Source organism: Variovorax sp. Root318D1 (genome assembly GCF_001424835.1).
GTDB lineage: Bacteria > Pseudomonadota > Gammaproteobacteria > Burkholderiales > Burkholderiaceae_C > Variovorax.
Genome location: NZ_LMCQ01000024.1, coordinates 439341 through 463185, shown reverse-complemented (window position 1 = coordinate 463185; position 23845 = coordinate 439341). Strand labels below are relative to the sequence as shown.

The 23845-nt window shown below is 64.5% G+C and carries 25 protein-coding genes and 1 tRNA gene; 11 read left to right on the top strand and 15 right to left on the bottom strand.

The genetic code is table 11. The features are described 5' to 3' along the window. Both ASC78_RS28200 and ASC78_RS25070 read right to left on the bottom strand, forming a co-directional pair. Positions 1-956 (bottom strand): type IV pilus secretin family protein (locus ASC78_RS28200; RefSeq protein WP_235505205.1); only part of this gene is annotated, 956 nt, incomplete at its 3' end. Between the two features lie 251 nt (positions 957-1207). After that, positions 1208-3826, bottom strand: a complete 2619-nt coding sequence (locus ASC78_RS25070) for a discoidin domain-containing protein (RefSeq protein WP_055807926.1) — start codon at positions 3824-3826, stop codon at positions 1208-1210. A gap of 403 nt (positions 3827-4229) precedes the next feature. Between ASC78_RS25070 and ASC78_RS25065 the strand changes: the two genes are divergently transcribed. The 3 genes from ASC78_RS25065 to ASC78_RS25055 are packed head-to-tail and all read left to right on the top strand — an operon-like array spanning position 4230 to position 6653. Further along, positions 4230-5255 carry a thiamine pyrophosphate-dependent dehydrogenase E1 component subunit alpha gene (locus tag ASC78_RS25065; RefSeq protein WP_200934364.1) on the top strand — a complete coding sequence of 342 codons (1026 nt, stop codon included), beginning with the start codon at positions 4230-4232 and terminating at the stop codon, positions 5253-5255. Next, positions 5246-6217: an alpha-ketoacid dehydrogenase subunit beta gene (locus tag ASC78_RS25060; protein WP_055807845.1), complete on the top strand. Its 972-nt coding sequence runs from the start codon at positions 5246-5248 to the stop codon at positions 6215-6217. Before ASC78_RS25065 ends, ASC78_RS25060 begins: the two co-directional genes overlap by 10 nt. A gap of 13 nt (positions 6218-6230) precedes the next feature. Further along, positions 6231-6653: a MarR family winged helix-turn-helix transcriptional regulator gene (locus ASC78_RS25055; protein ID WP_055807843.1), complete on the top strand. Its 423-nt coding sequence runs from the start codon at positions 6231-6233 to the stop codon at positions 6651-6653. Between the two features lie 9 nt (positions 6654-6662). On the opposite strand, the gene ASC78_RS25050 is transcribed toward ASC78_RS25055, so the two are convergent. Next, on the bottom strand, positions 6663-7424 hold the full coding sequence (locus ASC78_RS25050; RefSeq protein WP_055807841.1) for an SDR family oxidoreductase: 762 nt from the start codon (positions 7422-7424) through the stop codon (positions 6663-6665). A gap of 113 nt (positions 7425-7537) precedes the next feature. Between ASC78_RS25050 and ASC78_RS25045 the strand changes: the two genes are divergently transcribed. After that, on the top strand, positions 7538-8464 hold the full coding sequence (locus tag ASC78_RS25045) for a LysR family transcriptional regulator (RefSeq protein WP_055807839.1): 927 nt from the start codon (positions 7538-7540) through the stop codon (positions 8462-8464). A 63-nt stretch (positions 8465-8527) separates the two neighbouring features. Beyond that, entirely contained in the window at positions 8528-9541 is a 1014-nt protein-coding gene (locus tag ASC78_RS25040) for a Bug family tripartite tricarboxylate transporter substrate binding protein (protein WP_055807837.1), read from the top strand. 31 nt (positions 9542-9572) lie between these two features. Here the strand turns inward: ASC78_RS25040 and ASC78_RS25035 are convergent, their stop codons facing one another. After that, a complete protein-coding gene (locus tag ASC78_RS25035) occupies positions 9573-9896 on the bottom strand; it encodes a DUF1840 domain-containing protein (RefSeq protein WP_055807923.1) in 324 nt (107 codons plus the stop codon). A 12-nt stretch (positions 9897-9908) separates the two neighbouring features. Beyond that, the gene (locus ASC78_RS25030; protein WP_055807835.1) at positions 9909-11177 is read right to left on the bottom strand and encodes a class I SAM-dependent methyltransferase; all 1269 of its coding nucleotides are present in this window, start codon (positions 11175-11177) and stop codon (positions 9909-9911) included. 155 nt (positions 11178-11332) lie between these two features. Between ASC78_RS25030 and ASC78_RS25025 the strand changes: the two genes are divergently transcribed. The 6 genes from ASC78_RS25025 to ASC78_RS25000 all read left to right on the top strand — a co-directional run bounded on the left by ASC78_RS25025 (position 11333) and on the right by ASC78_RS25000 (position 18322). Beyond that, positions 11333-13681: a bifunctional salicylyl-CoA 5-hydroxylase/oxidoreductase gene (locus tag ASC78_RS25025; RefSeq protein WP_443082743.1), complete on the top strand. Its 2349-nt coding sequence runs from the start codon at positions 11333-11335 to the stop codon at positions 13679-13681. A gap of 86 nt (positions 13682-13767) precedes the next feature. Then, on the top strand, positions 13768-14244 hold the full coding sequence (locus tag ASC78_RS25020) for a MarR family winged helix-turn-helix transcriptional regulator (protein ID WP_055807832.1): 477 nt from the start codon (positions 13768-13770) through the stop codon (positions 14242-14244). Continuing rightward, positions 14241-15095 (top strand): enoyl-CoA hydratase family protein, encoded by an 855-nt coding sequence (locus tag ASC78_RS25015; protein WP_055807830.1) that lies wholly within the window; start codon positions 14241-14243, stop codon positions 15093-15095. Before ASC78_RS25020 ends, ASC78_RS25015 begins: the two co-directional genes overlap by 4 nt. 4 nt (positions 15096-15099) lie before the next feature. After that, a complete protein-coding gene (locus ASC78_RS25010; protein WP_055807827.1) occupies positions 15100-16293 on the top strand; it encodes an acyl-CoA dehydrogenase family protein in 1194 nt (397 codons plus the stop codon). A 5-nt stretch (positions 16294-16298) separates the two neighbouring features. Next, the gene (locus ASC78_RS25005) at positions 16299-17927 is read left to right on the top strand and encodes an AMP-binding protein (protein ID WP_055807826.1); all 1629 of its coding nucleotides are present in this window, start codon (positions 16299-16301) and stop codon (positions 17925-17927) included. After that, entirely contained in the window at positions 17924-18322 is a 399-nt protein-coding gene (locus tag ASC78_RS25000; protein ID WP_055807824.1) for a RidA family protein, read from the top strand. Before ASC78_RS25005 ends, ASC78_RS25000 begins: the two co-directional genes overlap by 4 nt. A 106-nt stretch (positions 18323-18428) precedes the next feature. Here ASC78_RS25000 and ASC78_RS24995 read toward each other — a convergent pair. From ASC78_RS24995 to rpmD, 10 genes are all read right to left on the bottom strand, one after another. Beyond that, positions 18429-18505, bottom strand: a tRNA-Met gene (locus ASC78_RS24995). Between the two features lie 18 nt (positions 18506-18523). Continuing rightward, on the bottom strand, positions 18524-18922 hold the full coding sequence (gene rplQ, locus ASC78_RS24990) for a 50S ribosomal protein L17 (protein ID WP_055807822.1): 399 nt from the start codon (positions 18920-18922) through the stop codon (positions 18524-18526). Positions 18923-19006: 84 nt separating this feature from the next. Next, positions 19007-19996 carry a DNA-directed RNA polymerase subunit alpha gene (locus ASC78_RS24985; RefSeq protein ID WP_028258417.1) on the bottom strand — a complete coding sequence of 330 codons (990 nt, stop codon included), beginning with the start codon at positions 19994-19996 and terminating at the stop codon, positions 19007-19009. A 128-nt stretch (positions 19997-20124) separates the two neighbouring features. Further along, the gene (rpsD, locus tag ASC78_RS24980; RefSeq protein WP_013544104.1) at positions 20125-20748 is read right to left on the bottom strand and encodes a 30S ribosomal protein S4; all 624 of its coding nucleotides are present in this window, start codon (positions 20746-20748) and stop codon (positions 20125-20127) included. 130 nt (positions 20749-20878) lie between these two features. Beyond that, positions 20879-21283: a 30S ribosomal protein S11 gene (gene rpsK / locus ASC78_RS24975; protein ID WP_009124825.1), complete on the bottom strand. Its 405-nt coding sequence runs from the start codon at positions 21281-21283 to the stop codon at positions 20879-20881. A 12-nt stretch (positions 21284-21295) separates the two neighbouring features. Further along, entirely contained in the window at positions 21296-21661 is a 366-nt protein-coding gene (gene rpsM / locus ASC78_RS24970; protein ID WP_013544105.1) for a 30S ribosomal protein S13, read from the bottom strand. Between the two features lie 23 nt (positions 21662-21684). Then, positions 21685-21798, bottom strand: a complete 114-nt coding sequence (gene rpmJ / locus ASC78_RS27230) for a 50S ribosomal protein L36 (protein WP_013544106.1) — start codon at positions 21796-21798, stop codon at positions 21685-21687. A gap of 73 nt (positions 21799-21871) precedes the next feature. Beyond that, positions 21872-23185, bottom strand: coding sequence for a preprotein translocase subunit SecY (gene secY / locus ASC78_RS24965; RefSeq protein WP_055807820.1), 1314 nt, complete (start codon positions 23183-23185; stop codon positions 21872-21874). Positions 23186-23211: 26 nt separating this feature from the next. Next, positions 23212-23643, bottom strand: coding sequence for a 50S ribosomal protein L15 (gene rplO, locus ASC78_RS24960; RefSeq protein WP_055807818.1), 432 nt, complete (start codon positions 23641-23643; stop codon positions 23212-23214). 11 nt (positions 23644-23654) lie between these two features. Further along, complete coding sequence (gene rpmD / locus ASC78_RS24955) at positions 23655-23840, bottom strand: 50S ribosomal protein L30 (protein WP_009124818.1); 186 nt, start codon at positions 23838-23840, stop codon at positions 23655-23657. Between the last annotated feature and the right edge of the window lie 5 nt (positions 23841-23845).

The following is a 23845-nucleotide window of genomic DNA, read 5'->3' as shown; positions in this document are numbered from 1 at the left end:
TCCGCGTAGTCGGTGATCACGAGCGAGTTGTTGCCCGGGTTCACGTTGATGGTGTTGTTGGGCGGAATGAGCGGGCGCAGCACCGGCAGCAGGCTGTTGGGCGACTCGTAGTTGAGCCTGAAGATCTGGGTGACGATCTGGTTGCCGGCCGACGAAGGCACAGCGCCGATGGAGGTGTTCACGGCAACGCTCTGCAGCTTGGCGTTGGCTTCGAGCACCACCTTGTAGAGGCCGTCGGCCTCCACCACCGCAAAACCCTGCAAACGCAGCGCCGCGGCGAACTGGTTGAAGGCAGCGGCTGGCTGCACGGGACGGTCGGTCACGAGGTCCATCGTGCCCTTCACGCGCGGATCGACCACCACGTCGCGGCCGGTCACCACGGCCATGGTGCGGGCCACGGCTTCGATGTCGGCATTGGAAAAGTTGAGCGTGATGGGCTCGGCGCGGCCGCGCGATACTGCGGCGCCGGCTGAAGGAGAAGCCTCTGTCGACCGCGTATCCGCAATGACCTGAAGCGTGATCCGCAGTGACTTGCCTTGCAGTTCCGCCTTGTATGACGTCGATTGCCTGAGATTCAATACAACCCGGCTGCGCTCACCTGCCTGGACCACATTGATTGAGCGCAGGTTGGGTTGGCTCACTTCAATGGCTGCGCGTCCGACATCGTTTGCGGCACCGGGAAAGTCCAGTGCGATACGCGCCGGGTTCTGAACTGAAAACCCGCTGGGCAAAACGGCGAGCGGTTGTGCCATATCGATCTGGATGACCTCGACACCCTGCTGCATGAAACCTGTGACCGCCTTGATTGCGTTTTGCGCACGGGCCGCAGTGAACGCGCTGGCCGCAAGCAGACTCAAGCCCACGGCACGCACGTAACCAGCAAATGCGAAACCACTCGGAGCCCTATGCAGCCGCTGGGTCTGACCGACACCCTTCCCGTCAGTGATAGTGGCCATGCCTTGTTTGTTCTGGTTCTCGCGTCAGCATGGGCCGCGGGTCTATATGTCGAACACGACGGTGCTTCGCGAGGCATCAGTCGCCGCCGATGACACCGCCGATGCGATGCCTGCGGCAGCGTCATTATGCCATTTGTTTCTATACGTAACCGACCGTGGTGAGTATTTGGATCAGCTCTTGACCGTGGAGCCAGTGGCGCCGGCACGGCTGCGGTTGTGGCTGGATGCGCGTCAATCGCGCATCGGGTTCACTACGGTCTGGAAACGAACAGCCCCAGTTCGGAAAGATCCGTAAAAGCTCCGTCGCCATTGTTGGCTGTGATGTTGAGCCGGTAGTAGCGATAGGAGGCCGCATTCGCGATCGCGTAGGTCTTCAGTTCCAGGCGTTCGGCAAACACCTGGTCGCTTTGCGTGTCGAGCGTGGTCCAGGCGGCGCCGTCGTTGGAGGCCTGGAACTGCCAGTCCTTCGGATCGCGGGGGACCTGGTCGTAGCTGCTGGTGACCGCATAACGCAGGACGCGCTCCGTGTGCCCGAGGTCGTACTGCAGCCAGCCGGTCGTGCCAGAGTAGAACCATTGCGTCGCCGAGTTCTGGTCGAAGGCACGTTTGGCGTTGCTCGCGTTGCCTGCGCTGTCGTTTGCAGTGCCACCGGTGGCAACGTTCACCATCGTACGCACCGGCGTGGCGCTGTCCATGGGAGAACGGCCGCTCGTTCCGGCGGAGTTGCTCGCCGTGATGGTGTAGTAGTAGGTCGTGCCATTGGTCACGGAGATGTCCGTGTAGCTGCTGCCGGTGACGCCCGACGCGATGGTCTCGTAGGGCCCGCCGCTGAACTCGGAGCGGCCGATCGTGTAGCCGGTGGCCCCGAAGGACGCCTGCCAGCGCAGCGGGACGGCGCCATCGCCCGGCGAGGCCAGCAGCATGGCGGGTGCCGCCGGGATGACGCGCGGCGCCCCACCGTCGCCGCCGGTGATCTGCACGTTGCTGAAGGTGGAGCTGTTCAGGGTGCCCCAGTTGGCCGAGGCGACCACCAGACCGACATAGATCGTGTCGGGAACGGGGGTGTCGATGCGGCCGACATCGGTGGCAGCCCAATTGGTGCCGTCGGGAGAAACGTAGCCGGTGATGATGTTCCCGATGCGCTCGAGCTTCACCCAGTACGAGCCCGTGGAGCTGGCGATGTCATGGGCTTTGGTCCCATAGTTCGTGCCGCCATACACCGCGAGCTTCGGCATGCTCTGTTCGACCTGGCCCCTCCCGGAAAGGGCCATCCAGGCGCGGGGAGCGCCTGTTTCCAGGCTTGTGCGCATCATCACGCCCGCCTTCGCGGCTGGGTTGGTGTTCTGCACCGACTCGACTTTCGCGATGATGGCGCTGTTGCCGGTGAGGGCCTTGTAGGTGAAGTGGCAAGCGTCTTGGGCGCCCCAGAAGATGTCGTTGCCCGCTCCTTGAACTGTCCATTTGCCATTGGCGTATGTGGCCATGCCGGCTGGGGTGGCGCCCCCGAAGTCAACATTGCTGAACCCCGAGGTGATCGAGGTGGTCGAAGGAATGGGCAGCGCCGGTGGCGGCGTCGCCTTCGAGGTATCGGACTCCTTGAGGAACATGAAGCTGGTGCCGTCCACGGGCGCCCAAAGGCGTCGCTGCGTGATGAAGGGTGCCTGGAGTCCCTTGCGCAGGACGTAGGCGCCATAAAGCTGAGTGAGTGCGACGCTTCCGCCATTGGCGCCCCGCCAGCCGCGATTGGTGACGTCTGAGGTGTAGTAGCGATCGGTGGTGCCGAAAGGAAGGGCTGTCGTTGGGACGAGCTCGTTCACCCTCGCGAAATACTCACCCGCCGCCAGCAGGCGGTTGTCAAAGTCGGAATAAATGTCGATGCCTTGGGTCCAGAGCGCCTCGGCCAGCATGGTCAGTGACTTGAGCTGTCCATAGGCGTGCCCCTGGTCGCGGAGGTAGTCGCCGAGCATGCCGATGTCATTGGAATTTCGCAGACCGATATGGGCGAGCGTGCGCGTCTGGTAGACGACCCTGTCCAATGTCTCGATGTCGTCGTTGTAGATCGCCATGAGTCCAAGCGCGACGAGGGCCAGTGCGCCCTTGTTGGCGGCCCCGAACTGACTTTCGCCATAGGGGTTCGCCGCTGGCATCAGGACGTTCTTGAAGTACGTCTTGACCGTCGCCGTGTCGGCCTCCGTCCAGCCCGGATAGGTGGTGCGCAGGATTTCCGCACCGCCAACGAACTGCATGGCGTAGTCACCCAGATCCAGCATCGATTCGCGACCCGAGAACTCAACGTGGGTGGTGGCCCACCCAAGCAGCAACTTGCGCGCATTCACCGCGTATTGCTCATTCTGGGTGAAATACCACATCCGCGAGAGGTCCGAGATCGCGACCATATCGGAGCGCCAAGCATTGAGATTCTCGTCGGGGGCGCGGCTCACCTTCGCGAATGGGCCACCACGCCCCGCGTAGCTGAGCCTGGACGTGGGGCTGTTCGCCAGTTGGTCGTAAGCGGACTTCCACGGCTCCTTGCCCTGATCCACGTTCGCCTTGAGCGTCTGAAGATCCGAAAGGGTGACCCCAACACCTGGATGCTTGATGACGCGGGCCACCGGGGCGTCTCCCGGGGCGGCGGGGACTTCGGGGCTGCCTTCCGGGCCGCCGGAGATTTCGGGGGTGCCCCCCGGGGCGGCGGGAATCTCCGGTGTACCTCCCTCGACAGCGGGGACCACCTGAGTGCCTTCCGTGACAACGGGGATCTCCAGGGCGCCTACCGCCTGGGCACTACCCTCATTTCCGCCACCGCAACCCGGGAGCACGACCGTGCTCAACACGAGCAACGCAGCAGCAAAATTGGCTTTATCAAACATCGGAACCTTCTTGGTCAATATGCGGAAAAGTCAGGGCCGGCATGGGCCGCCAGCTTTCCTCGACGACGCCGCGGCGTGCCGGCTCATCGGAGCCAGGTGCCCATCACAGTCGTCCTGCTCATGAGCGATGCGGGATGAAGCGGACGGGGCTGGGCGACGAGCGTCAATGGACACTTCACCCCTTCCTCTTATAACCTGTGACATTTTTGGCATATTTGTGTGTAGTTGTATATTGCTGCAAGAACCGAACCATTCGGATCGTTGCCGCAAGCCCTGAAAAGGCGACAAGACGCGTCAAGGCGTTGCACCTGCGCGGTCGGCGGGGTAAGCCCGGTGCCGAATTTCCCTCTCGTTTGATACGATTTTTGCCAGAACCGCCGGTTTCACAGGCGCTGGAGACAAGATGGGTTCGAGCATTTCACCGAGCGGCGCCGGCCAGGCGCTGTACCGCACCATGGTGCGCATCCGCGCCTTTGAGAATGCCGCCGAAGCGGCGAGCCAGGGTGGTGTGAGCGCCTATGGCCAGCAGGCCGCCGGCTCCGCCAAGGTGCGCGGGCCGCTGCACCTTTCCACCGGGCAGGAGGCCGTGCCGGCCGGCGTGTGCGCGCACTTGCGAACCAGCGACTACCTTACCTCCACGCACCGCGGCCACGGCCATACGCTGGCCAAGGGCGCGGACCTGACACGCATGATGTGCGAGCTGTTCGGCAAGGCCACTGGTTTCAACGGCGGCAAGGGCGGCTCGATGCACATTGCGGATTTCTCCGTTGGCATGCTGGGCGCGAATGGCGTGGTCGCGGCGGGACTGCCGATTGCCGTGGGTGCGGCACATGCGCAGAAGATCCTCCAGAAAAATGGCGACATCACGGTCTGCTTCTTCGGCGATGGCGCAATCAACCGCGGGCCCTTTCTCGAGGCACTGAACTGGGCGCGCGTGTACGACCTGCCGGTGCTCTTCGTCTGCGAGGACAACCGCTGGAGCGCCACCACCGCGAGCGGCCCGATGACGGCCGGCGAAGGCGCCTCGGCGCGCGCCGCCTCGATGGACATCGCGGCGACGCAGGTCGATGGCAACGACGTGTTCGGGGTGCACGAAGCCGCGGCCAAGCTGGTCGCCGAAGTGCGCGGCGGTGGCGGGCCGCGCCTGCTGCATGCGCTGACCTACCGGGTGAAGGGGCATGTGTCGGTCGACGTCGCGGCTTACCGCGATCCGGCCGAACTGGCGGCCGCGCTCGAAACCGATCCGATCGCGCGGGCGCGCGGGCACCTCCTCTCCCACGGCGTCAGCGCAGCTGCGCTCGATGCGATCGAGAACGCGGCACGCGACGAAGTCGATACCGCGCTGGCCGTGGCCGACGCGGCGCCCTGGCCCGAGCCCGGCGACGCCTTCACCGACGTGCAGACCATCGGAGCAGGGCAATGGCACTGACGATCACGAACGAACTCAGCTATTCCGAAGCCGCCGTGCTCGCCATCCAGTGCGAGATGGAAGCCGATCCGCGCGTGGTGGTGCTCGGCGAGGACGTGGGCCGCGGCGGCATCTTCGGCCAGTACAGGGGACTGCAGCAGGCCTTTGGCGCCGAGCGCGTGATCGACACGCCGATCAGCGAGGCCGCGATCATGGGCGCGGGGGTGGGCATGGCGCTCGCGGGCCTGCGGCCCGTGGTGGAAATGCGCGTGGTCGACTTCGCGCTCTGCGGCATGGACGAGCTGGTGAACCAGGCCGCCAAGAATCGCTTCATGTTCGGCGGGCAGGGCCGCGTGCCGCTGGTGGCGCGCATGCCGGGCGGCATCTGGGACGCCTCGGCCGCGCAGCATTCTCAGTCGCTCGAGGCCTGGTTCGCGCATCTGCCGGGCGTGGTGGTGGTCAGCCCCGCGACGCCGCAGGACAACTACAGCCTCTTGCGCGCGGCGCTGCAATGCGGCGATCCGGTGGTCTACATCGAGCACAAGACGCTCTGGGGCCAGCGCGGCGAAGTGGACGAAGACATGGCCGTGCCGCTCGGCAAGGCGCGGCGCGTGCGCGAGGGCGACGCGCTCACGCTCGTGAGCTGGAGCAAGCAGATGCAGGCGTGCGCCGCGGCCTGCGACACGCTCGCGGCCGAAGGCATTGCGGTCGACCTGATCGACCTTCGCACGCTCTGGCCCTGGGACCGCGAAACGGTGCTCGCATCGTGTGCGCGCACGCGGCGGCTTTTGGTGGTGCACGAGGCGGTGCAGGTGGCGGGCTTCGGCGCCGAGATAGCCGCCAGCGCCGCGGAGGCCACGGGCTGCCGCGTGGCGCGGCTTGGCGCGCCACGCATTCCGGTCGGCTATGCGCCGGTGCTCGAGGCGCAATCACGCGTGGGCGCCGAATCCATCGCGGCCGGCGCGAGAAAACTGCTGGGCTGAGCCGCCGTGCGCCATGGACCCGCTGTTCTTCAAGCTTGTGCGGGTGGTCAATCTCACGGCGCGCCCCTTCCATGAAAAGGTCGGCCGCGAACACCATCTCACGCTGAACGAATGGCGCGTGATGGTGGTGCTGGGTGGCGAGCCCGGACTCAACGCGACACAGATCACCGACTTCACGGGCCTCGACAAGATGGCAGTGAGCCGCGCTCTCGCGGGCCTGAAGCGCCACAAGCGCGTGCAGCGCCTGGGCGACCCCACCGACCGGCGCCGCGGCCGGCTCTACCTCACGGCGGCGGGCAAGGCGCTGCACGAATCCGTCGGAGCGCTGGGCCGGCAGCGCGAGGCCGTGCTGTTCGAGGGCGTGAACGCCGACGAGCTCGCCCGCCTGGGCGCGACGCTGGACAAGCTGATTGCTGCGGTTCAGCGCGCCGACTAAGGCGTCTGGTCAGGCTGCGAAGCCGCCGTCGATGTTGAGGCTGGCCCCAGTGACAAAACCTGCTTCGGGGCTGGCCAGGTAGGCCACCATGCCGGCGATTTCTTCGGGGCGGCCATGGCGGGCCAGTGCCATCAGGCCGTGCATGGCGGCGGCGTTCGGGCCGTCGGCGGGGTTCATGTCGGTGTTGACCGGGCCGGGCTGCACGTTGTTGACCGTGATGCCGCGCGGGCCGAGGTCGCGCGCGAGGCCCTGCACCAGTCCCTTGAGCGCCGACTTGCTCATGGCATAGGCGCTGCCGCCAGGCCAGGGCATGCGCTCGGCGTTGGTGCTGCCGATGTTGATGATGCGGCCGCCCTCGCCCATGTGCCGTGCGGCGGCCTTGGCAGCCACGAACACGGCGCGCACGTTGATGTCCAGCGTGCGGTCGAAATCCTCGAGCGAGAAATCTTCCAGGGTGCCGGGCAGGAAAACGCCGGCGTTGTTGACGAGAACGTCGATGCGGCCGAGCTTGCGTGCGGCTTCGTCGATGCCGGCGGTGAGCGCGGCGGCGTCGGCGCTGTCGATCTTCAGCGCCAGGGCGCGGCCGCCTTCGGCCTCGATGCTGCGCGCCAGTTCGTCGGCCGGCGCGGTCGAACTCGCGTAGCTGAAGGCGACGGCGGCGCCATCTTCGGCCAGGCGCCGCACGATGGCAGCGCCAATGCCGCGCGAACCGCCGGCGACGAAAGCGACTTTGCCAGTAAGGACAGGGGACGCTGTTTTGCTGATAGCCATGATTTTTTCCTTGAGATGTGAGGGGAAGGCCTTCAGTGTCGTGAGTCGATTACCTATGCGGTAGCCACCAATTGGCGCAATCAAATTCAACCAATGGTTGAAAATAGCCGTCCATGGAACCGCTCAATCACCTCGAGTCTTTCGTCCAGAGCGCGGACAGTGGCAGTTTCTCGGCCGCGGCCCGGCGGCTCGGGCTCACGCCGGCCGCGGTCAGCAAGAATGTTGCGCGGCTGGAAAAACGGCTCGGCGTGCGGCTGTTTCAGCGCAGCACCCGCCGCCTCACGCTCACCGAAAGCGGCGAGCGTTTCCTGGGCCAGATCGGCGGCGCGCTCACCACCCTGCAAGACGCGGTGGCCGATGTTTCGAAGAACGACGGGCAGCCTGCCGGTACGCTCAAGGTGAGCATGGGCCAAGCGTTTGGCCGCGAGCACGTGCTGCCGATGATGGGCGACTTTCTTGCGCGCTACCCGTCGATCCTGCCCGACTGGCATTTCGACAACCAGCAGGTCGATCTGGTGGGCGAAGGCTTCGACGCGGCCATTGGCGGCGGCATCGAGCTGTCGCCGGGCATGGTGGCGCGAGAGCTGTCGCGCATCCACGTGGTGGCGGTGGCCGCACCGGCTTATCTGTCGGGACGAACGCTGCCGGCGCATCCCGCGGAGCTGGTGCGGTTCGACGCGCTGCTGCGCCGCTCTTCGCCCACGGGGCGGCTGCGCAGCTGGACCTTGCAGCATGCAAGCGGCGACCAGACCACGGTGGAACTGCCCCGCCCGCGCGCAATTTTCAACGACCCCGAAGCCATTGCGCATGCTGCGCTGATGGGGCTGGGCGTGGCCATGCTGCCGATGCCATTCGTCGAGCGCGGCCTCCGGAGCGGCGAACTGGTGCGCCTGCTGCCCGAGTGGCATTTCGACGCGGGCGCGGTCTGGCTCTACTACCCGAGCAAGAAGCTGCTGCCGGCGAAGACGCGGGTCTTCATCGACTTCGTGCTGGAGCGCTTTCGCAGCGAACGCTTCGCGGAGCGGATGCAGGTGGCATAGGCCGGCGGATCACCGGGGTTTTACCGGCGGCGCCCGCCGCGGTTCACCTGTACAAACAGGCGCATGACTTCTTCAATTTTCAAAATGAATCGCCGGGCTGCGCTTGCGGCTTCCGCGGCCATTGCATTTGCAGCAACTCCCTCCTGGGCCCAGAACACCTGGCCGAACAAGCCGGTGCGCATCGTCGTGCCCTTTGCGGCGGGCGGCACCACCGACATCCTGGCGCGCGCGATTGCGCCCGAGTTGTCGAAGGCCTTCGGCCAACAGTTCATCGTCGACAACCGCGCGGGCGCGGGCGGCAACGTGGGCGCCGAAATCGTGGCGCGCGCGCCCAACGACGGCTACACGCTGCTGATGGGCACGGTGGGCACGCATGGCATCAACCGGGCGCTCTATCCCAAGCTGCCGTTCGACCCCATCAAGGACTTCGTGCCGATCACGCTGGTGGCGGCCGTGCCGAACGTGATGGAGATGAACGCCGACAAGGCCAAGGCACTTGGCATCCGCAACGTGCAGGATTTCATCAAGTACGCCAAGGCCAACCCGGGCAAGCTCAACATGGCATCGAGCGGCAGCGGCACCTCGATCCACCTGGCGGGCGAGCTCTTCAAGAGCATGACCGGCACCTTCATGACGCACATCCCGTACAAGGGGTCGGGTCCGGCGCTGCTCGACCTGGTGGGCGGCAACGCCGACGTGATGTTCGACAACCTGCCCTCGTCGATGGCGCAGATCAAGGGCGGCAAGCTCACGGCCCTGGCCGTGACCAGCGCCCAGCGCTCGCCGGCGCTGCCCGATCTGCCCACGGTGGAAGAAGCCGGTGGCCCGGCGCTCAAGGGCTTCGACGCCAGTTCATGGTTTGGCCTGCTGGCACCTGCAGGCACTTCGCCCGACATCGTGAACCGGATCCAGCAGGAAGTTGCCAAGTCGCTCAGCACCCCCGCCATCAAGGAAAAGATGCTGGCCCAGGGCGCGATTCCGAGTGGCAATACGCCGGCCGACTTCACCAAGCTGATTGCCAGCGAGCACGTGAAGTGGGCGAAGGTGGTGAAGGACTCCGGCGCAAAGGTCGACTGACCTCAGGCACGGATGCGTTGCCGGAGTCCCGTCAGGTCTTCCAGGTGACGTCTTTTTTCTCGACCAGGGAGTCCCTCAGCATGTGGAGCAGAGGGGCGGCGCGCTGGTGCAGTCCCACGTGCTGCTTCTCGGCCTCGCTGGCGTGGCCTTCGACGGCGTAGTCGTCGTTATTGTGGGGATTGCTGGCCTCGCGTGCCAGCGCGGATTCGAGCGCCGCAATGGCGGCGGGAATCTGCTCGACCGTGATGATGCCTTTGGGCGCGATGTCCTTGCCGACAATGTCGAACAGCTGGCGCGCGTGCACCTCGAGCATCACGAAATCAGGGGAGGCGCGGGACTGGAATCGGTACAGCATGATTGTTTTCACTCACTTGTAGATGTAGTCACGGGCAAAAGGGTACACCGATTGCGAACCGCGCAAAACACCATGCTCCACCCTGCCGTCCGGCCGGGTGGAAAGCATCTGGTGCAGTGAGATCCAGCCCTGCTCGAAGCTCATCGCGGAGCCCGCCAGGTAGAGGCGATAGGCACGCAGGATCCGTTCCGCGTTCGCGCCTTGCCGGCCACCTGCACGCTCGAGCACTTCGCGTGCCGCGCCGAGCTGCGCCTCGAGGGCGTCCGACCAGGCCCACAGCGTGCGCGCGTAGTGCGGACGAAGGCTTTCGGTGTCGACCATCTCCAGGCCCGCGGCAGCCGTTTCGCGCAGCACGTGCGTCACGTGCAGCAGTTCGCCTCCCGGGAAGATGTACTTCTCGATGAAATCGCCCATACCCGCGCCAAGCTGCCGGTAGTCGATCTGGCCCGAGGTGATGCCGTGGTTCAGCACCAGGCCGCCGGGCTTCAGGAGCGAATGGATCTTGCGGAAGTAGGTGGGCATGTTGGCCGCACCCACGTGCTCGAACATGCCGACCGACGAGATCTTGTCGAAAGGCGCGTCGGCAGACAGCTCGCGGTAGTCGCGCAGCTCCACGCGCACGCGGCCCTGCAGGCCTTTTTCCTCGATCAGCTGCTGCACGTGCGCGTGCTGGTTCTTCGACAAGGTGATGCCGGTGGCGTCGACGCCGTAGTGCTCCGCCGCCCACAGCAGCAGCCCGCCCCAGCCGGAGCCGATGTCCAGAAAGCGCTCGCCGGGCTGCAGCAACAGCTTGCGGCAGATGTGGTCCAGCTTGGCTTCCTGCGCCTCGGCCAAGCTCAGCTCGGGCGTACGAAAGTAAGCACACGAATAGACCCGGCGCGGGTCGAGCCACAGCGCGTAGAAATCGTCGGAAACGTCGTAGTGGAACTGGATCTGCTCGGCATCCTTGTTCATTGAATGGGAGCCGCGGGACTTGGCCAGCCGCATCAGGCGGGTCCACCAGGCGGTGTCGGTCTCGGCGGGGTTGCCGGGCAACATGCCGACCGTGGCGTCGATCAGGTCCCGCATGGCGCCCTCGATCTGAACCTTGCCTTCCACGTAGGCCTCGCCGATAGCCCCCACCTGTCGCGCCGCCAGCTTGGCCAGCGCGGACCACTCGCTGAATGCCAGCGTCACACGCGACCCGGGCTTGGCCACTCTTCGGCCATCAGGCAACTCCAGCGCGATGGGCACGGGCAGCGACGCAAGCTGCGACTCGATTTTGGGTATCAAGCTTTGCATGGTGAGCTCATGGTATTGATTTTTTCAGTTTTTTGCATGACATCACACGACTTGTGGGGTACCCCTGTGGTACGACCCCGTTGACAGCATATTGTTTATGCTTAAACTATTCAATCATGAACAGCTTCACCGACGGTCTTTCCGCCGCACCCGCCATGGACCTTCAACGCATCCTGTGCATCGGCGGCGGCCCCGCGGGCCTTTACTTCGCCTTGCTGATGAAGGCCCGCAACCCGGCGCTCGACATCACCGTGGTGGAGCGCAATCGGCCCTTCGACACCTTCGGCTGGGGCGTGGTGCTGAGCGACCAGACGCTCGCCAACCTGGCGGCGGCCGACGCCGAGACCGCGGCGCTGATTGGCAATGAGTTCCACCACTGGGACGACATCCAGGTGTTCTTCAAGGGGCGGCAGGTGCGCTCGGGCGGCCACGGCTTCTGCGGCATCGGCCGCAAGCGGCTCTTGAACATCCTGCAGGAGCGCTGCCTGGCTCTCGGCGTGAATCTGGTCTTCGAAACCGACGCCACCGACGACCAGGCGATTGCCGCCCAGTACAACGCCGACCTGGTGATTGCCAGCGACGGACTCAACAGCCGCATCCGCCAGCGCTACGCCGACGTGTTCAAGCCCGACATCGACCTGCGCAACTGCCGCTTCGTGTGGCTCGGCACGCACCAGACCTTCGACGCCTTCACCTTCGCCTTCGAACAGACCGAGCACGGCTGGTTCCAAGCCCACGCGTACCAGTTCGACGACAAGACCTCGACCTTCATCGTCGAGACGCCAGAGGCGGTGTGGAAGGCCCATGGCCTCGACCAGATGGAGCAGCCCGAGGCCATCGCCTTCTGCGAGAAGCTGTTTGCCAAGTACCTGGGTGGCCACCCGCTCATCAGCAACGCCACGCACCTGCGTGGCTCGGCCAACTGGATCCGCTTTCCGCGCGTGGTGTGCGAGCGCTGGACGCACCGCATCGACGTGGAGGGTCGCTCGGTCCCCGTGGTGCTGATGGGCGACGCGGCGCACACGGCGCACTTCTCGATCGGCTCGGGCACCAAGCTCGCGCTCGAAGACGCGATCGACCTGGCGAACGAGTTCGAGCGCGGCGGCACGGTCGACCATGTCCTCGAAGGCTACGAGGCACGCCGCAGCATCGAGGTGCTCAAGATCCAGAACGCCGCGCGCAACTCGACCGAGTGGTTCGAGAACGTGCCTCGCTACACGGGCATGCAGATCGAGCAGTTCGCCTACTCGCTGCTCACGCGCTCGCAGCGTATCAGCCACGAGAACCTGCGCGTTCGCGACACCGAATGGCTGGGCGGCTATGAACGGTGGCTCGCCGGGGGCAAGCCCGTGGCGCCCATGCTGATGCCGTTCACGGTGCGCGGTCTCACGCTGAGGAACCGCATTCTGGTGTCGCCGATGGCTACCTACAGCGCCGTGGACGGCGTGCCGCAGGACTTTCTGCTGGTGCACCTGGGCGCGCGCGCGCTCGGCGGCGCCGCGATGGTGTGCGTCGAAATGACCAGCCCGACACCGGAGGGCCGCATCACCCCCGGCTGCACAGGTCTGTACAACGACACGCAGCAGACGGCGTTCAAGCGCATCGTCGATTTCGTGCACACACAGTCGAGCGCGAAGATCGCAATGCAGCTCGGCCACAGCGGGGCCAAGGGTTCAACACGCGTGGGCTGGGAAGGCACCGACGAGCCTCTGGAGAGCGGCAACTGGCCGTTGCTGTCCGCCAGCGCGGTCGCCTATGGCGAGCAGAACCAGCTGCCGGCAGCAATGACGCGCGAACAGATGGACGACATGCGCGAACGCTTCGTCGACTCCACGCGCCGTGCCGCCGAATGCGGCTTCGACTGGCTCGAGCTGCACTGCGCGCACGGCTACCTGCTGTCGGCCTTCATCAGCCCGCTCACCAACCAGCGCACCGACGAGTACGGCGGCGGCATCGAGGCCCGCTGCCGCTACCCGCTCGAAGTGTTCCGCGCGATGCGTGCGGCGTGGCCCGAAGACAAACCGATGAGCGTGCGCATCTCGGCGCACGACTGGGCGCCGGGCGGCAACACCGACGCCGACGCGGTCATCGTCGCTCGACTCTTCAAGGATGCCGGCGCGGATTTCATCGACGTCTCCTCCGGCCAGACCACGCGCGACGCCAAGCCGGTGTACGGCCGCATGTACCAGACGCCGTTCTCGGACCGCATCCGCAACGAGGTCGGCATCTCGACGATTGCCGTGGGCGCCATCACCGATGCCGACCAGGCCAACAGCATCATCGCGGCCGGCCGCGCCGACTTGTGCGCCATCGCGCGCCCGCACCTCGCCGACCCCGCCTGGACGCTGCACGAAGCCGCCAAGCTGCAAAGCCGCGACGTCGACTGGCCCAAGCAGTACCTGAGCGGACGCGACCAGATGTACCGCGAAATTGCCAAGCAGCAGCAGATCGCCGCGGCCGCGAATGCGGCGCTGGCAGCGCAGAACACCGAGGAGACACACTGACATGAAACCCCCACGCTCATCGCTTCGCGTATCGCTGCCCCCCGAGGGGGCGCGTCAGTGCCTTCGGGCGGCCGGGCACCACTGACATGGACCTCGAAGCACGCGCCCACAGCGAGCATCCCGAGGCGCTGCGCCTCTGGCTGCGCCTTCTCACTTGCACCCAGCTGATCGAGAAGCAGGTGCGCAACGAACTGCGCTCGCAGTTCGCGACCACGCTGCCGCGCTTCGACCTGATGTCGCAGCTCGAGCGCTCCCCCGACGGGCTGAAGATGAATGAGCTCTCGCGCCGCATGATGGTGACGGGCGGCAACGTCACCGGCATCACCGACCAGCTGGTGACCGAAGGGCTGGTCGAGCGCATCAACGTCGAGGGCGACCGACGCGCTTGGCGCGTGCGCCTCACCGCCCGCGGGCGCAAGCTCTTCAACGACATGGCGCAGCAGCACGAAGACTGGATCGTCGATGCCTTCGCGGGCCTCAGCGCCAAGGAGATCGCGCAGCTCCACAAGCTGCTCGGCAAGGTCAAGCAACACTCACACAGCCAGATGGCGGAGGCCGAATGAAGCACTACATTGGCGCGGGCAATCCCATGCGCGCGCAATTCGAGGCGAAGGCGCCTTACGTCGCCAAGCACTTCGCATGGAGCTACGAGGCCGGCGTCGGCACCGTTACGCTGAACCGGCCCGAGCGCAAGAACCCGCTCACCTTCGACTCGTACGCCGAACTGCGCGACCTGTTTCGCGCGTTGAACTACGCAACCGACGTGAAGGCGATCGTTATCACCGGCGCAGGCGGCAACTTCTGCTCGGGCGGCGACGTGCACGAGATCATCGGCCCGCTCACCGGCATGCGCATGCCCGAGCTGCTCGAGTTCACGCGCATGACGGGCGACTTGGTGAAAGCCATCCGACATTGCCCTCAGCCGATCGTCGGTGCGATCGACGGCGTGTGCGCCGGCGCCGGCGCGATGATCGCGCTGGCCTGCGACCTGCGCTACGGCTCGCCCGCCACGCGCACCGCTTTCCTGTTCACCCGCGTGGGTCTTGCCGGCGCGGACATGGGCGCTTGCGCATTGCTGCCGCGCGTGATCGGCCAGGGCCGCGCCTCCGAACTGTTGTTCACCGGCCGCGCGATGACGGCGCAGGAAGGCCACGCCTGGGGCTTCTTCAATGCGCTGCACGAGAGCGATGCATTAGTGGAAGCCGCCACCAAGGTCGCGCGCGAACTGGCCGAGGGGCCGAGCTTTGCGCATGGCATGACCAAGACGATGCTGTCGCAGGAATGGTCGATGACCATCGACCAGGCGATCGAGGCCGAGGCGCAGGCGCAGGCCATCTGCATGCAGACCGAAGACTTCAAGCGCGCTTACGAAGCTTTCGCTGCCAAGCGCAAGCCCGTGTTCGGTGGGGACTGACGCCATGATGACGAAGATTCCCGCACCGCCTTCGACGGCGCATCTCGCACTGCCATTCTTCGACGAAGCCCATCGCTCGCTTGCGCGTGAGCTGCTGCCTTGGTGTGCGGCACAGGAAATCGATGAGCGCGACGACCGCGCCGCTTGCCGCGAATGGGTTCGCCGCCTCGGCGACGGCGGCTGGCTGCGCTATGCCGTGCCCGGCAGCGCGGGGGGGGCACTCGAACGCCTCGATTCACGCGCGCTCGTTTTGCTGCGCGAGACGCTCGGCTACCACTCGCCGCTGGCCGACTTCGCGTTTGCGATGCAGGGCCTGGGCAGCGGCGCAATCACGCTCGCAGGCACGCCCGAGCAGCAATCGCACTACCTCACGGCCGTGGGCAAGGGCGGCAAGATCGCGGCCTTCGCGCTCAGCGAGCCCGAGGCCGGTTCCGACGTGGCCGCCATGGCCATGCGCGCCGAGGCCACGCCCGACGGTTGGCGTCTTCATGGTGAAAAGACCTGGATCAGCAACGGCGGCATCGCCGACTTCTACTGCGTGTTCGCGAAGACGGAGCCGACGGCCGGCACGCGCGGCATCACGGCGTTCATCGTCGATGCGAATGCGGCCGGACTCGATACCTCCGAGCACATCGACGTGATGGCGCCTCATCCGCTCGCCACCCTGCGCTTCGAGAACTGCATCGTGCCGCGCACCGCGCAGCTCGGCGAACTCAACGGCGGCTTCAAGCTGGCGATGCGCACGCTCGACATCTTTCGTGCGTCGGTCGCGGCGGCTGCGCTCGGCATGGGCCGCCGTGCACTCGCCGAAGCTGTCGCACACGCGAAGGGCCGGCGCATGTTCGGGCAGACGCTCGCCGACTTCCAGCTCACGCAGGCCAAGCTCGGCGAGATGGCCGCATTGATCGACAGTGCCGCCTTGCTCACCTATCGCGCCGCGTGGATGCGCGATGACGCCGAACAGCGCGGCGCCCCAGCGGTTGGCGATGTTTCCGCTGCCGCGGCCATGGCCAAGATGTGCGCCACCGAGAACGCAAGCCGCGTGATCGATATGGCACTGCAGATGCACGGCGGCCTTGGCGTGAAGGTCGGCACGAAGATCGAGAGCCTCTACCGCGACATCCGCTCGCTGCGCATCTATGAAGGCGCAACGGAAGTTCAACAACTGATCATTGGCAAATCCGTTTTGCGGGGATAAACACCGTGTCTGCACAAGTCGACCGCTTCGTTCACGACCGCCTGCCGCCTGCCGAGCAGTTGCCGGTCTTCCGCTACGACCTGCCGGAGTTGCAGCTGTCCGATCAGCTGAACCTGGTCGAAGAGCTGCTGGACAAGGCACCCGCCAAGGGGTTCGGCGACAAGCCGATGCTGCGCTCACCCGCCGGCACGCTGACGTATTCGCAGGCAGCCGTCGAGGTCAACCGCATTGCGCAGGTGCTGACGGAGGACCTGGGCCTCGTGCCCGGCAATCGCGTGCTGCTGCGCGGCGGCAATTCCGTGGCCATGGCGTTGTCGTGGCTCGCCGTGGTGAAAGCCGGCTTGATCGCGGTGGCCACCATGCCGCTGCTGCGCGCCAAGGAACTGGGCGACATTATCGAAAAGGCACGCCCCGTGGCGGCGCTGTGCGATGGCCGCCTGCTCGAGGAGCTCGTGCTGGCGCAACGTGAGCACCCAGTGCTTGCCACGGTAATCGCGTTCAACAAGCCCGATGCGCCCGATTCTCTGTCGGCGCGCGCGGCCGGCAAGAGCGGCGTGTTTACGGCCTGCCCCACGGCGTCGGACGACATCGCCCTGCTCGCATTCACCTCGGGCACCACCGGCAAGCCCAAGGCGCCGGTCACCACGCACCGCGACGTGCTGGTGATGTGCGAGACCTGGCCGCGCCACGTGCTGAAGGCGCGAAGCGATGATGTCGTGATCGGCTCGCCGCCGCTGGCTTTCACATTCGGGCTTGGCGGACTGCTGGTGTTCCCGATGTGGGCTGGTGCCTCGGTGTACTTTGCCGATGCACCGTTCACGCCCGAAGGGCTCGTCAAGCTCATCAACGAGGTCGGTGCGACCATCTGCTACACCGCGCCCACGTTCTACCGCCAGATGGCGCCCTTCGTGCGGCAGCACGGCGCACCGAGTCTGCGCATCTGCGTGAGCGCCGGCGAGGCACTGCCCGACGCCACGCGGCAACTGTGGAAGGAAGCCACCGGCATCGAGATGCTCGACGGCATCGGCGGCACCGAGGTGTTCCACATCTACATCTCCGCGGCTGGCGACCAGGTGCGCCGCGGCGCGGTCGGCAAGGTTGTGCCCGGCTTCACCGCAAAAGTAGTAGACGACCAGGGCAACGAGGTGCCGCGCGGCACCGTCGGCAAACTGGCGCTGCAGGGGCCGGTGGGCTGCCGCTATCTCGACGATCCTCGCCAGGGCGATTACGTGAAGAACGGCTGGAACTACCCCGGTGACTCTTTCGTGCAGGACGACGATGGCTACTTCTTCTACCAAGCACGCGCCGACGACATGATCATCACGGCCGGCTACAACGTGGGCGGTCCCGAGGTGGAGGATGCGCTGCTCAAGCACCCTGCCGTGGCCGAATGCGGCGTGATCGGCAAGCCGGATCCAGACCGCGGCATGATCGTGAAGGCCTACTGCGTATTGAAGCCCGGCCATGAAGGCGATGCCGCACTCGTCAAGGCGCTGCAGGACCACGTCAAGGCCACCATCGCGCCGTTCAAATACCCGCGGGAGATCGAATTCGTGACGGTCCTGCCGCGCACCGAAACCGGCAAACTCCAGCGATTCAAACTGAGACAACTCGACCACGACACCACATCATGATGAACAAACTTTTGCAGCCTGCGGGCTGGTTGCCCCCCAAGGGCTATGCGAATGGCGTGGCCGCGCGCGGCACCATGGTGTTCGTCGGCGGACAGATCGGCTGGAATGCGCAGCAGCAATTCGAGTCGGACGACTTCATCGAGCAGTGCGGCCTGGCACTGCGCAACATCGCGGAAGTGCTGCGCGAAGCCGGCGCCGGCCCCGAGCACATGGTGCGCATGACCTGGTACGTGACGGACCGCGACGAGTACAGCCGCCGGCTCGCTGAACTCGGGCCCGTGTATCGCGACGCCATGGGGCGCAACTTTCCAGCCATGACCTGCGTGCAGGTGGCGGCGCTGGTCGAGCCGCGCGCCAAGATCGAGATCGAGGTCACGGCCGTCATCCCGGACTGACGCAAACACTCGCCCATAAAAAAGCCCTCTTCGCGAGGGCATTTTTTTATTTGCATTCTTCGACCCAAGAAAAAAGGCCCTTTGAAATTCAAAGGGCCTTTTAAATTGGTTGCGCGAGCAAGATTTGAACTTGCGACCTTTGGGTTATGAGCCCAACGAGCTACCAGGCTGCTCCATCGCGCGGCAAGATGGAATTATACCTTATTCAGCAGCGCCTTGTTCGGCGGCTTCTTCTTTAATTTCAGGACGGTCGACCAGTTCGACCAGAGCCATCGGCGCGTTGTCGCCCACGCGGAAACCCATTTTCAGGATGCGCGTGTAGCCGCCCGGACGTGCCGCGAAACGCGGGCCCAGATCGGCGAAGAGCTTGACGACGCTGTCGCGGCTGCGCAGGCGGTCGAAGGCCAGGCGCTTGTTGGCAAGCGTGGGCTTCTTGGCGAGCGTGATCATCGGTTCGATGACGCGGCGCAGTTCCTTGGCCTTGGGGACCGTGGTCTTGATGACTTCGTGCTCGATGAGCGAATTCATCATGTTCTGCAGCATCGCAAGGCGGTGCGAGCTGGTGCGGTTGAGTTTGCGGAGTCCGTGTCCGTGACGCATGGTGCTTTCCTTTACTTTATTTAAACAGGCAGCCGTATCAGGTACTGCCCGGTGCACGAGCCCTCATGGGCTCTCTTCAAAAAATCAACGCTTGTCGAGGCCAGCCGGCGGCCAGCTTTCAAGCTTCATACCCAAGGTCAGGCCGCGCGAGGCAAGCACTTCCTTGATTTCGTTGAGCGACTTGCGACCCAGGTTCGGGGTCTTGAGCAGCTCGTTCTCGGTGCGCTGGATCAGGTCACCGATGTAGTAGATGTTTTCGGCCTTCAGGCAGTTGGCCGAACGCACGGTGAGTTCGAGCTCGTCGACAGGGCGCAGCAGGATCGGGTCGAATTGCTGTGCGCTGCGCGGTGCCGGCGTGTCGAATGCAGCCAGTTCGCCGCCTTCGAGCTGTGCAAACACGGCCAGTTGCTCGACCAGGATTTTAGCCGAGGCGCGAACTGCGTCTTCGGCGGTGATCGCACCGTTGGTTTCGATTTCGACCAGCAGCTTGTCCAGGTCGGTGCGCTGTTCGACACGAGCGCTTTCGACCGTGTAGCTCACGCGCTTGACGGGCGAGAACGAAGCGTCCAGGACGATGCGGCCAATCGACTTGGTCGGCTCGTCGGCGTAGCGGCGCATCGTGCCGGGCACGTAGCCGCGACCCTTTTCGACCTTGATCTGCATGTCGAGCTTGCCGCCTTGCGACAGGTGCGCGATCACGTGGTCGGGGTTGATGATCTCGACGTCGTGCGGGGTCTGGATGTCCGATGCCAGCACCGGGCCTTCACCGTCTTTGCGCAGGCTGAGCGTGACTTCATCGCGGTTGTGGAGCTTGAACACCACGCCCTTGAGGTTCAGCAGGATGTTGACGACATCTTCCTGCACGCCGTCAATCGACGAGTACTCGTGCAGAACGCCGGCGATCGTGACTTCGGTGGCCGAATAACCGACCATCGACGACAGCAGAACGCGGCGCAGCGCGTTGCCGAGCGTGTGGCCGTAGCCGCGCTCGAAAGGCTCGAGCGTGACCTTGGCCTTGTTGGCGGCAAGTTGCTCGACCTGAATGGTCTTGGGTTTCAGCAGGGTGGTTTGCATGCAGACTTCCTCTCAATACCCCCGGCTCGTTACACCGGTAAGGCTGGTGAAGCACCCGTCGAGAGTGCCTCCCGATGGGAACAAAAAAATCAAACTCGGGCCGCGAAGGGCGACCCGTTATCGTCTGTTTAGCGCGAGTACAGTTCGACGATCAGCGATTCGTTGATGTCGGCTGCGAATTCGTCGCGATCAGGCACCTTCTTGAAGGTACCTTCGGCCTTGTCGGCGTTCACTTCGACCCAGGCCGGGATGCCGACTTGCTGGGCGAGCTGGAGCGCTTCGGCGATGCGGGTCTGCTTCTTCGACTTGTCGCGAACGGCGATCACGTCGCCGGTCTTCACCAGGTACGACGGGATGTTGACCGATTGGCCATTCACCGTGATCGCCTTGTGCGACACGAGCTGGCGTGCTTCGGCGCGCGTCGAGCCGAAGCCCATGCGGTAGACGACGTTGTCCAGGCGCGATTCGAGGATGAACAGCAGGTTGGCGCCGGTGTTGCCACGGCGACGATCGGCTTCTTCGAAGTAGCGGCGGAACTGCTTCTCGAGCACGCCGTACATGCGCTTGACCTTCTGCTTTTCGCGCAGCTGCAGGCCGTAGTCGGACGTGCGCTGACCCGAAGTGCGGCCGTGCTGGCCGGGCTTGGAGTCGAACTTGGCCTTGTCCTGGATGGAGCGGCGGGCGCTCTTCAGGAACAGGTCGGTGCCTTCACGGCGGGAGAGTTTGGCCTTGGGGCCGAGGTAGCGTGCCACGAGTTTTCCTTTGTGTCATCTGCCGCAGTTGCCTGCGGGAGCCATCGGCGAAGACGCGGATGGCGGTGGGCTTAGTAAAAAAACAAATGCGCAGCCGCTCAAAAGCCGGCTGCGCCTTGCGGACTGACGATCAGATGCGGCGACGCTTCTGGGGACGGCAGCCGTTGTGCGGAACGGGCGTCACGTCGGCAATGGAATTGATCCGGATGCCGAGCGCTGCCAGTGCGCGCACCGACGATTCGCGACCGGGGCCTGGGCCCTTGATCTCGACGTCGAGGTTCTTGATACCTTGTTCGACAGCAGCACGGCCGGCCACTTCGGAAGCCACCTGCGCAGCGAACGGCGTCGACTTGCGCGAGCCCTTGAAGCCCTGGCCACCCGACGAAGCCCACGACAGGGCGTTGCCCTGGCGATCGGTGATCGTGATGATGGTGTTGTTGAACGAGGCATGCACGTGGGCGATGCCGTCCGCAACGTTCTTGCGAACCTTCTTGCGAACGCGCTGTGCGGCGTTGTTTGCAGGTGCTTTAGCCATGCTGGTCTATCCTTATTTCTTCAGGGACTGCGCAGCCTTGCGCGGACCCTTGCGGGTGCGGGCATTGGTGCGCGTGCGCTGGCCGCGCATCGGCAGGCCGCGACGGTGACGGAAGCCGCGATAGCAACCGATGTCCATCAAACGCTTGATGTTCATCGTCGTCTCGCGACGCAGATCGCCTTCGATGGTGAAGAGAGCGATCTGGTCGCGGATCTTTTCGAGATCGGCGTCGGTCAGATCCTTGATCTTCTTCGAATATTCGATGCCGCTCGCTTCGCAGATTTGACGGGCGCGCGTGCGACCGATGCCGAAGATGGCGGTCAGGCCGATTTCAGCGTGCTTGTGCGGCGGAATGTTGATGCCAGCAATACGTGCCATGTGCGTCCTCTAATACTCTTCAATCAACCCTGGCGCTGCTTGTGGCGCGGGTCGGTGCAAATCACACGCACCACACCTTTACGGCGGATGACCTTGCAATTACGGCAGATGGTTTTGACCGAAGCCGAAACTCTCATTTCATTCTCCTAAAACTGTTTAACGTGGCGGTACACCGCCCCTACCCAAATTCTCAAACTGAAACTCACAGCCCTACGATGTCTTGAAGTTGGCCTTCTTCAGCAGCGATTCGTACTGCTGGGACATCATGTAGTTTTGCACCTGGGCCATGAAGTCCATCGTGACGACCACGATGATCAGCAGGGAGGTACCACCGAAGTAGAACGGTACGTTGTACTTCAGGATCAGGAACTCGGGCAGCAGGCAGACGAAGGTGATGTACACCGCGCCGGCCAACGTCAGGCGAACCAGAATCTTGTCGATATAGCGAGCGGTCTGGTCACCCGGACGGATGCCCGGAATGAATGCACCGCTCTTCTTGAGGTTGTCGGCCGTTTCCTTGCTGTTGAACACGAGTGCCGTGTAGAAGAAGCAGAAGAAAACGATCGCGGCAGCGTACAGCAGCACGTAGATCGGCTCSCCCGGACGCAGCGCGCCGGCAATGTCCTTGATCCAGCCGAAGCCACCTTCACCGGTGCTGAACCAGCCGACCACCGTTGCCGGCAGCAGGATGATCGACGAGGCGAAGATCGGCGGAATCACACCGGCCATGTTCAGCTTCAAGGGCAGGTGCGACGACTGGCCGCCATAGACCTTGTTGCCGACCTGGCGCCGCGCATAGTTCACGAGGATCTTGCGCTGGCCGCGTTCGACGAACACCACGAAGTAGGTGACCAGCACCACGATCGCGATGATGAAGAGCGCGATGATCGGGTTCATCGCTCCGGTGGTCACCAGCGATGCGAGACCGCCGATAGCGCTTGGCAGGCCGGCCGCGATACCTGCAAAGATCAGGATCGAGATGCCGTTGCCCAGGCCGCGCTCGGTAATCTGCTCGCCGAGCCACATCAGGAACATCGAACCTGCCGTGAGGCTCACCATCGCGGTCAGGCGGAAGCCAAAACCGGGAGCATTCACCAGCCCAGCCGACGACTCGAGTGCCACTGCGATGCTGAACGACTGGAACAATGCCAGGCCAAGTGCGCCGTAGCGCGTGTACTGCGTGATCTTGCGACGGCCAGCCTCGCCTTCCTTCTTCAATTGCTCGAAGGTAGGAACAACGTAGGTCATCAACTGCATGATGATCGACGCCGAGATGTACGGCATGATCCCCAACGCGAACACGGTGAAGCGCGACAGCGCCCCGCCCGAGAACATGTTGAACAGGCTCAGGATGCCGCCCTGCTGGCCCTGGAACAACGCAGCCAGCTGGTCCGGGTTGATGCCCGGCACAGGAATGTGCGCGCCGATCCGATAGACCACGAGCGCGAGCAGCAAGAAGACCAGCCGGCGACGGAGGTCGCCGAACTTGCCTGTCTTTGCGATCGTTGCCGCGTTAGTTGCCACGAAGAACTTCTTTCAGTCCAGTGTGATCAGGCGATGCTGCCGCCGGCTGCTTCGATTGCAGCCTTGGCACCAGCGGTTGCGCCCACGCCCGTCAGCTTGACGGCCTTGGTGAGTTCACCGGTCTTGATGATCTTGACCACCTTGGCGAGCTGGCCCACGAGGCCGGCTTGCTTGAGCGCCAGGACATCGACTTCGGCCAGGCCGAGCTGCTCGAGGGCAGTCAGCGTGACTTCGGCGTTGAACTTCAGCAGGTGCGACTTGAAGCCGCGCTTCGGCAGGCGACGCTGCAGCGGCATTTGACCGCCTTCGAAGCCAACCTTGTGGAAACCGCCTGCGCGCGACTTCTGACCCTTGTGACCGCGACCTGCGGTCTTGCCGATACCGGAGCCGATACCGCGGCCGACACGGCGCTTGGCGTGCTTGGCGCCATCCGCCGGCTTGATGCCATTGAGTTCCATATCAGTCTCTCTTACAGAACTTTGACCAGATAACTGATCTTGTTGATCATGCCGCGCACCGCCGGGGTGTCTTGCAGCTCGCTCACGCTGTTGAGCTTGCGCAGGCCGAGGCCACGCACGGTCGCGCGATGCGATTCCTTGGTGCCAATCGGGCTCTTGACCAATTGCACCTTGAGGGTTTGTTGTTGCGTCGTCATTTGAA

What these genes read in the sequence shown, in the direction of transcription:
- ASC78_RS25015 (WP_055807830.1), top strand. Translation starts at nt 14,241, where the DNA reads ATGAAGCACTACATTGGCGCGGGCAATCCCATGCGCGCGCAATTCGAG.
- rpsM (WP_013544105.1), bottom strand. Translation starts at nt 21,661, where the DNA reads ATGGCACGTATTGCTGGCATCAACATTCCGCCGCACAAGCACGCTGAA.
- ASC78_RS25065 (WP_200934364.1), top strand. Translation starts at nt 4,230, where the DNA reads ATGGGTTCGAGCATTTCACCGAGCGGCGCCGGCCAGGCGCTGTACCGC.
- rpsK (WP_009124825.1), bottom strand. Translation starts at nt 21,283, where the DNA reads ATGGCTAAAGCACCTGCAAACAACGCCGCACAGCGCGTTCGCAAGAAG.
- ASC78_RS24985 (WP_028258417.1), bottom strand. Translation starts at nt 19,996, where the DNA reads ATGCAAACCACCCTGCTGAAACCCAAGACCATTCAGGTCGAGCAACTT.
- ASC78_RS25020 (WP_055807832.1), top strand. Translation starts at nt 13,768, where the DNA reads ATGGACCTCGAAGCACGCGCCCACAGCGAGCATCCCGAGGCGCTGCGC.
- ASC78_RS25025 (WP_443082743.1), top strand. Translation starts at nt 11,333, where the DNA reads ATGGACCTTCAACGCATCCTGTGCATCGGCGGCGGCCCCGCGGGCCTT.
- rpmD (WP_009124818.1), bottom strand. Translation starts at nt 23,840, where the DNA reads ATGACGACGCAACAACAAACCCTCAAGGTGCAATTGGTCAAGAGCCCG.
- ASC78_RS25030 (WP_055807835.1), bottom strand. Translation starts at nt 11,177, where the DNA reads ATGCAAAGCTTGATACCCAAAATCGAGTCGCAGCTTGCGTCGCTGCCC.
- ASC78_RS25010 (WP_055807827.1), top strand. Translation starts at nt 15,100, where the DNA reads ATGATGACGAAGATTCCCGCACCGCCTTCGACGGCGCATCTCGCACTG.
- ASC78_RS25045 (WP_055807839.1), top strand. Translation starts at nt 7,538, where the DNA reads ATGGAACCGCTCAATCACCTCGAGTCTTTCGTCCAGAGCGCGGACAGT.
- rpmJ (WP_013544106.1), bottom strand. Translation starts at nt 21,798, where the DNA reads ATGAGAGTTTCGGCTTCGGTCAAAACCATCTGCCGTAATTGCAAGGTC.
- ASC78_RS25050 (WP_055807841.1), bottom strand. Translation starts at nt 7,424, where the DNA reads ATGGCTATCAGCAAAACAGCGTCCCCTGTCCTTACTGGCAAAGTCGCT.
- ASC78_RS25070 (WP_055807926.1), bottom strand. Translation starts at nt 3,826, where the DNA reads ATGTTTGATAAAGCCAATTTTGCTGCTGCGTTGCTCGTGTTGAGCACG.
- rplO (WP_055807818.1), bottom strand. Translation starts at nt 23,643, where the DNA reads ATGGAACTCAATGGCATCAAGCCGGCGGATGGCGCCAAGCACGCCAAG.
- ASC78_RS25055 (WP_055807843.1), top strand. Translation starts at nt 6,231, where the DNA reads ATGGACCCGCTGTTCTTCAAGCTTGTGCGGGTGGTCAATCTCACGGCG.
- ASC78_RS25000 (WP_055807824.1), top strand. Translation starts at nt 17,924, where the DNA reads ATGATGAACAAACTTTTGCAGCCTGCGGGCTGGTTGCCCCCCAAGGGC.
- ASC78_RS25060 (WP_055807845.1), top strand. Translation starts at nt 5,246, where the DNA reads ATGGCACTGACGATCACGAACGAACTCAGCTATTCCGAAGCCGCCGTG.
- ASC78_RS25040 (WP_055807837.1), top strand. Translation starts at nt 8,528, where the DNA reads ATGACTTCTTCAATTTTCAAAATGAATCGCCGGGCTGCGCTTGCGGCT.
- rplQ (WP_055807822.1), bottom strand. Translation starts at nt 18,922, where the DNA reads ATGCGTCACGGACACGGACTCCGCAAACTCAACCGCACCAGCTCGCAC.
- ASC78_RS25035 (WP_055807923.1), bottom strand. Translation starts at nt 9,896, where the DNA reads ATGCTGTACCGATTCCAGTCCCGCGCCTCCCCTGATTTCGTGATGCTC.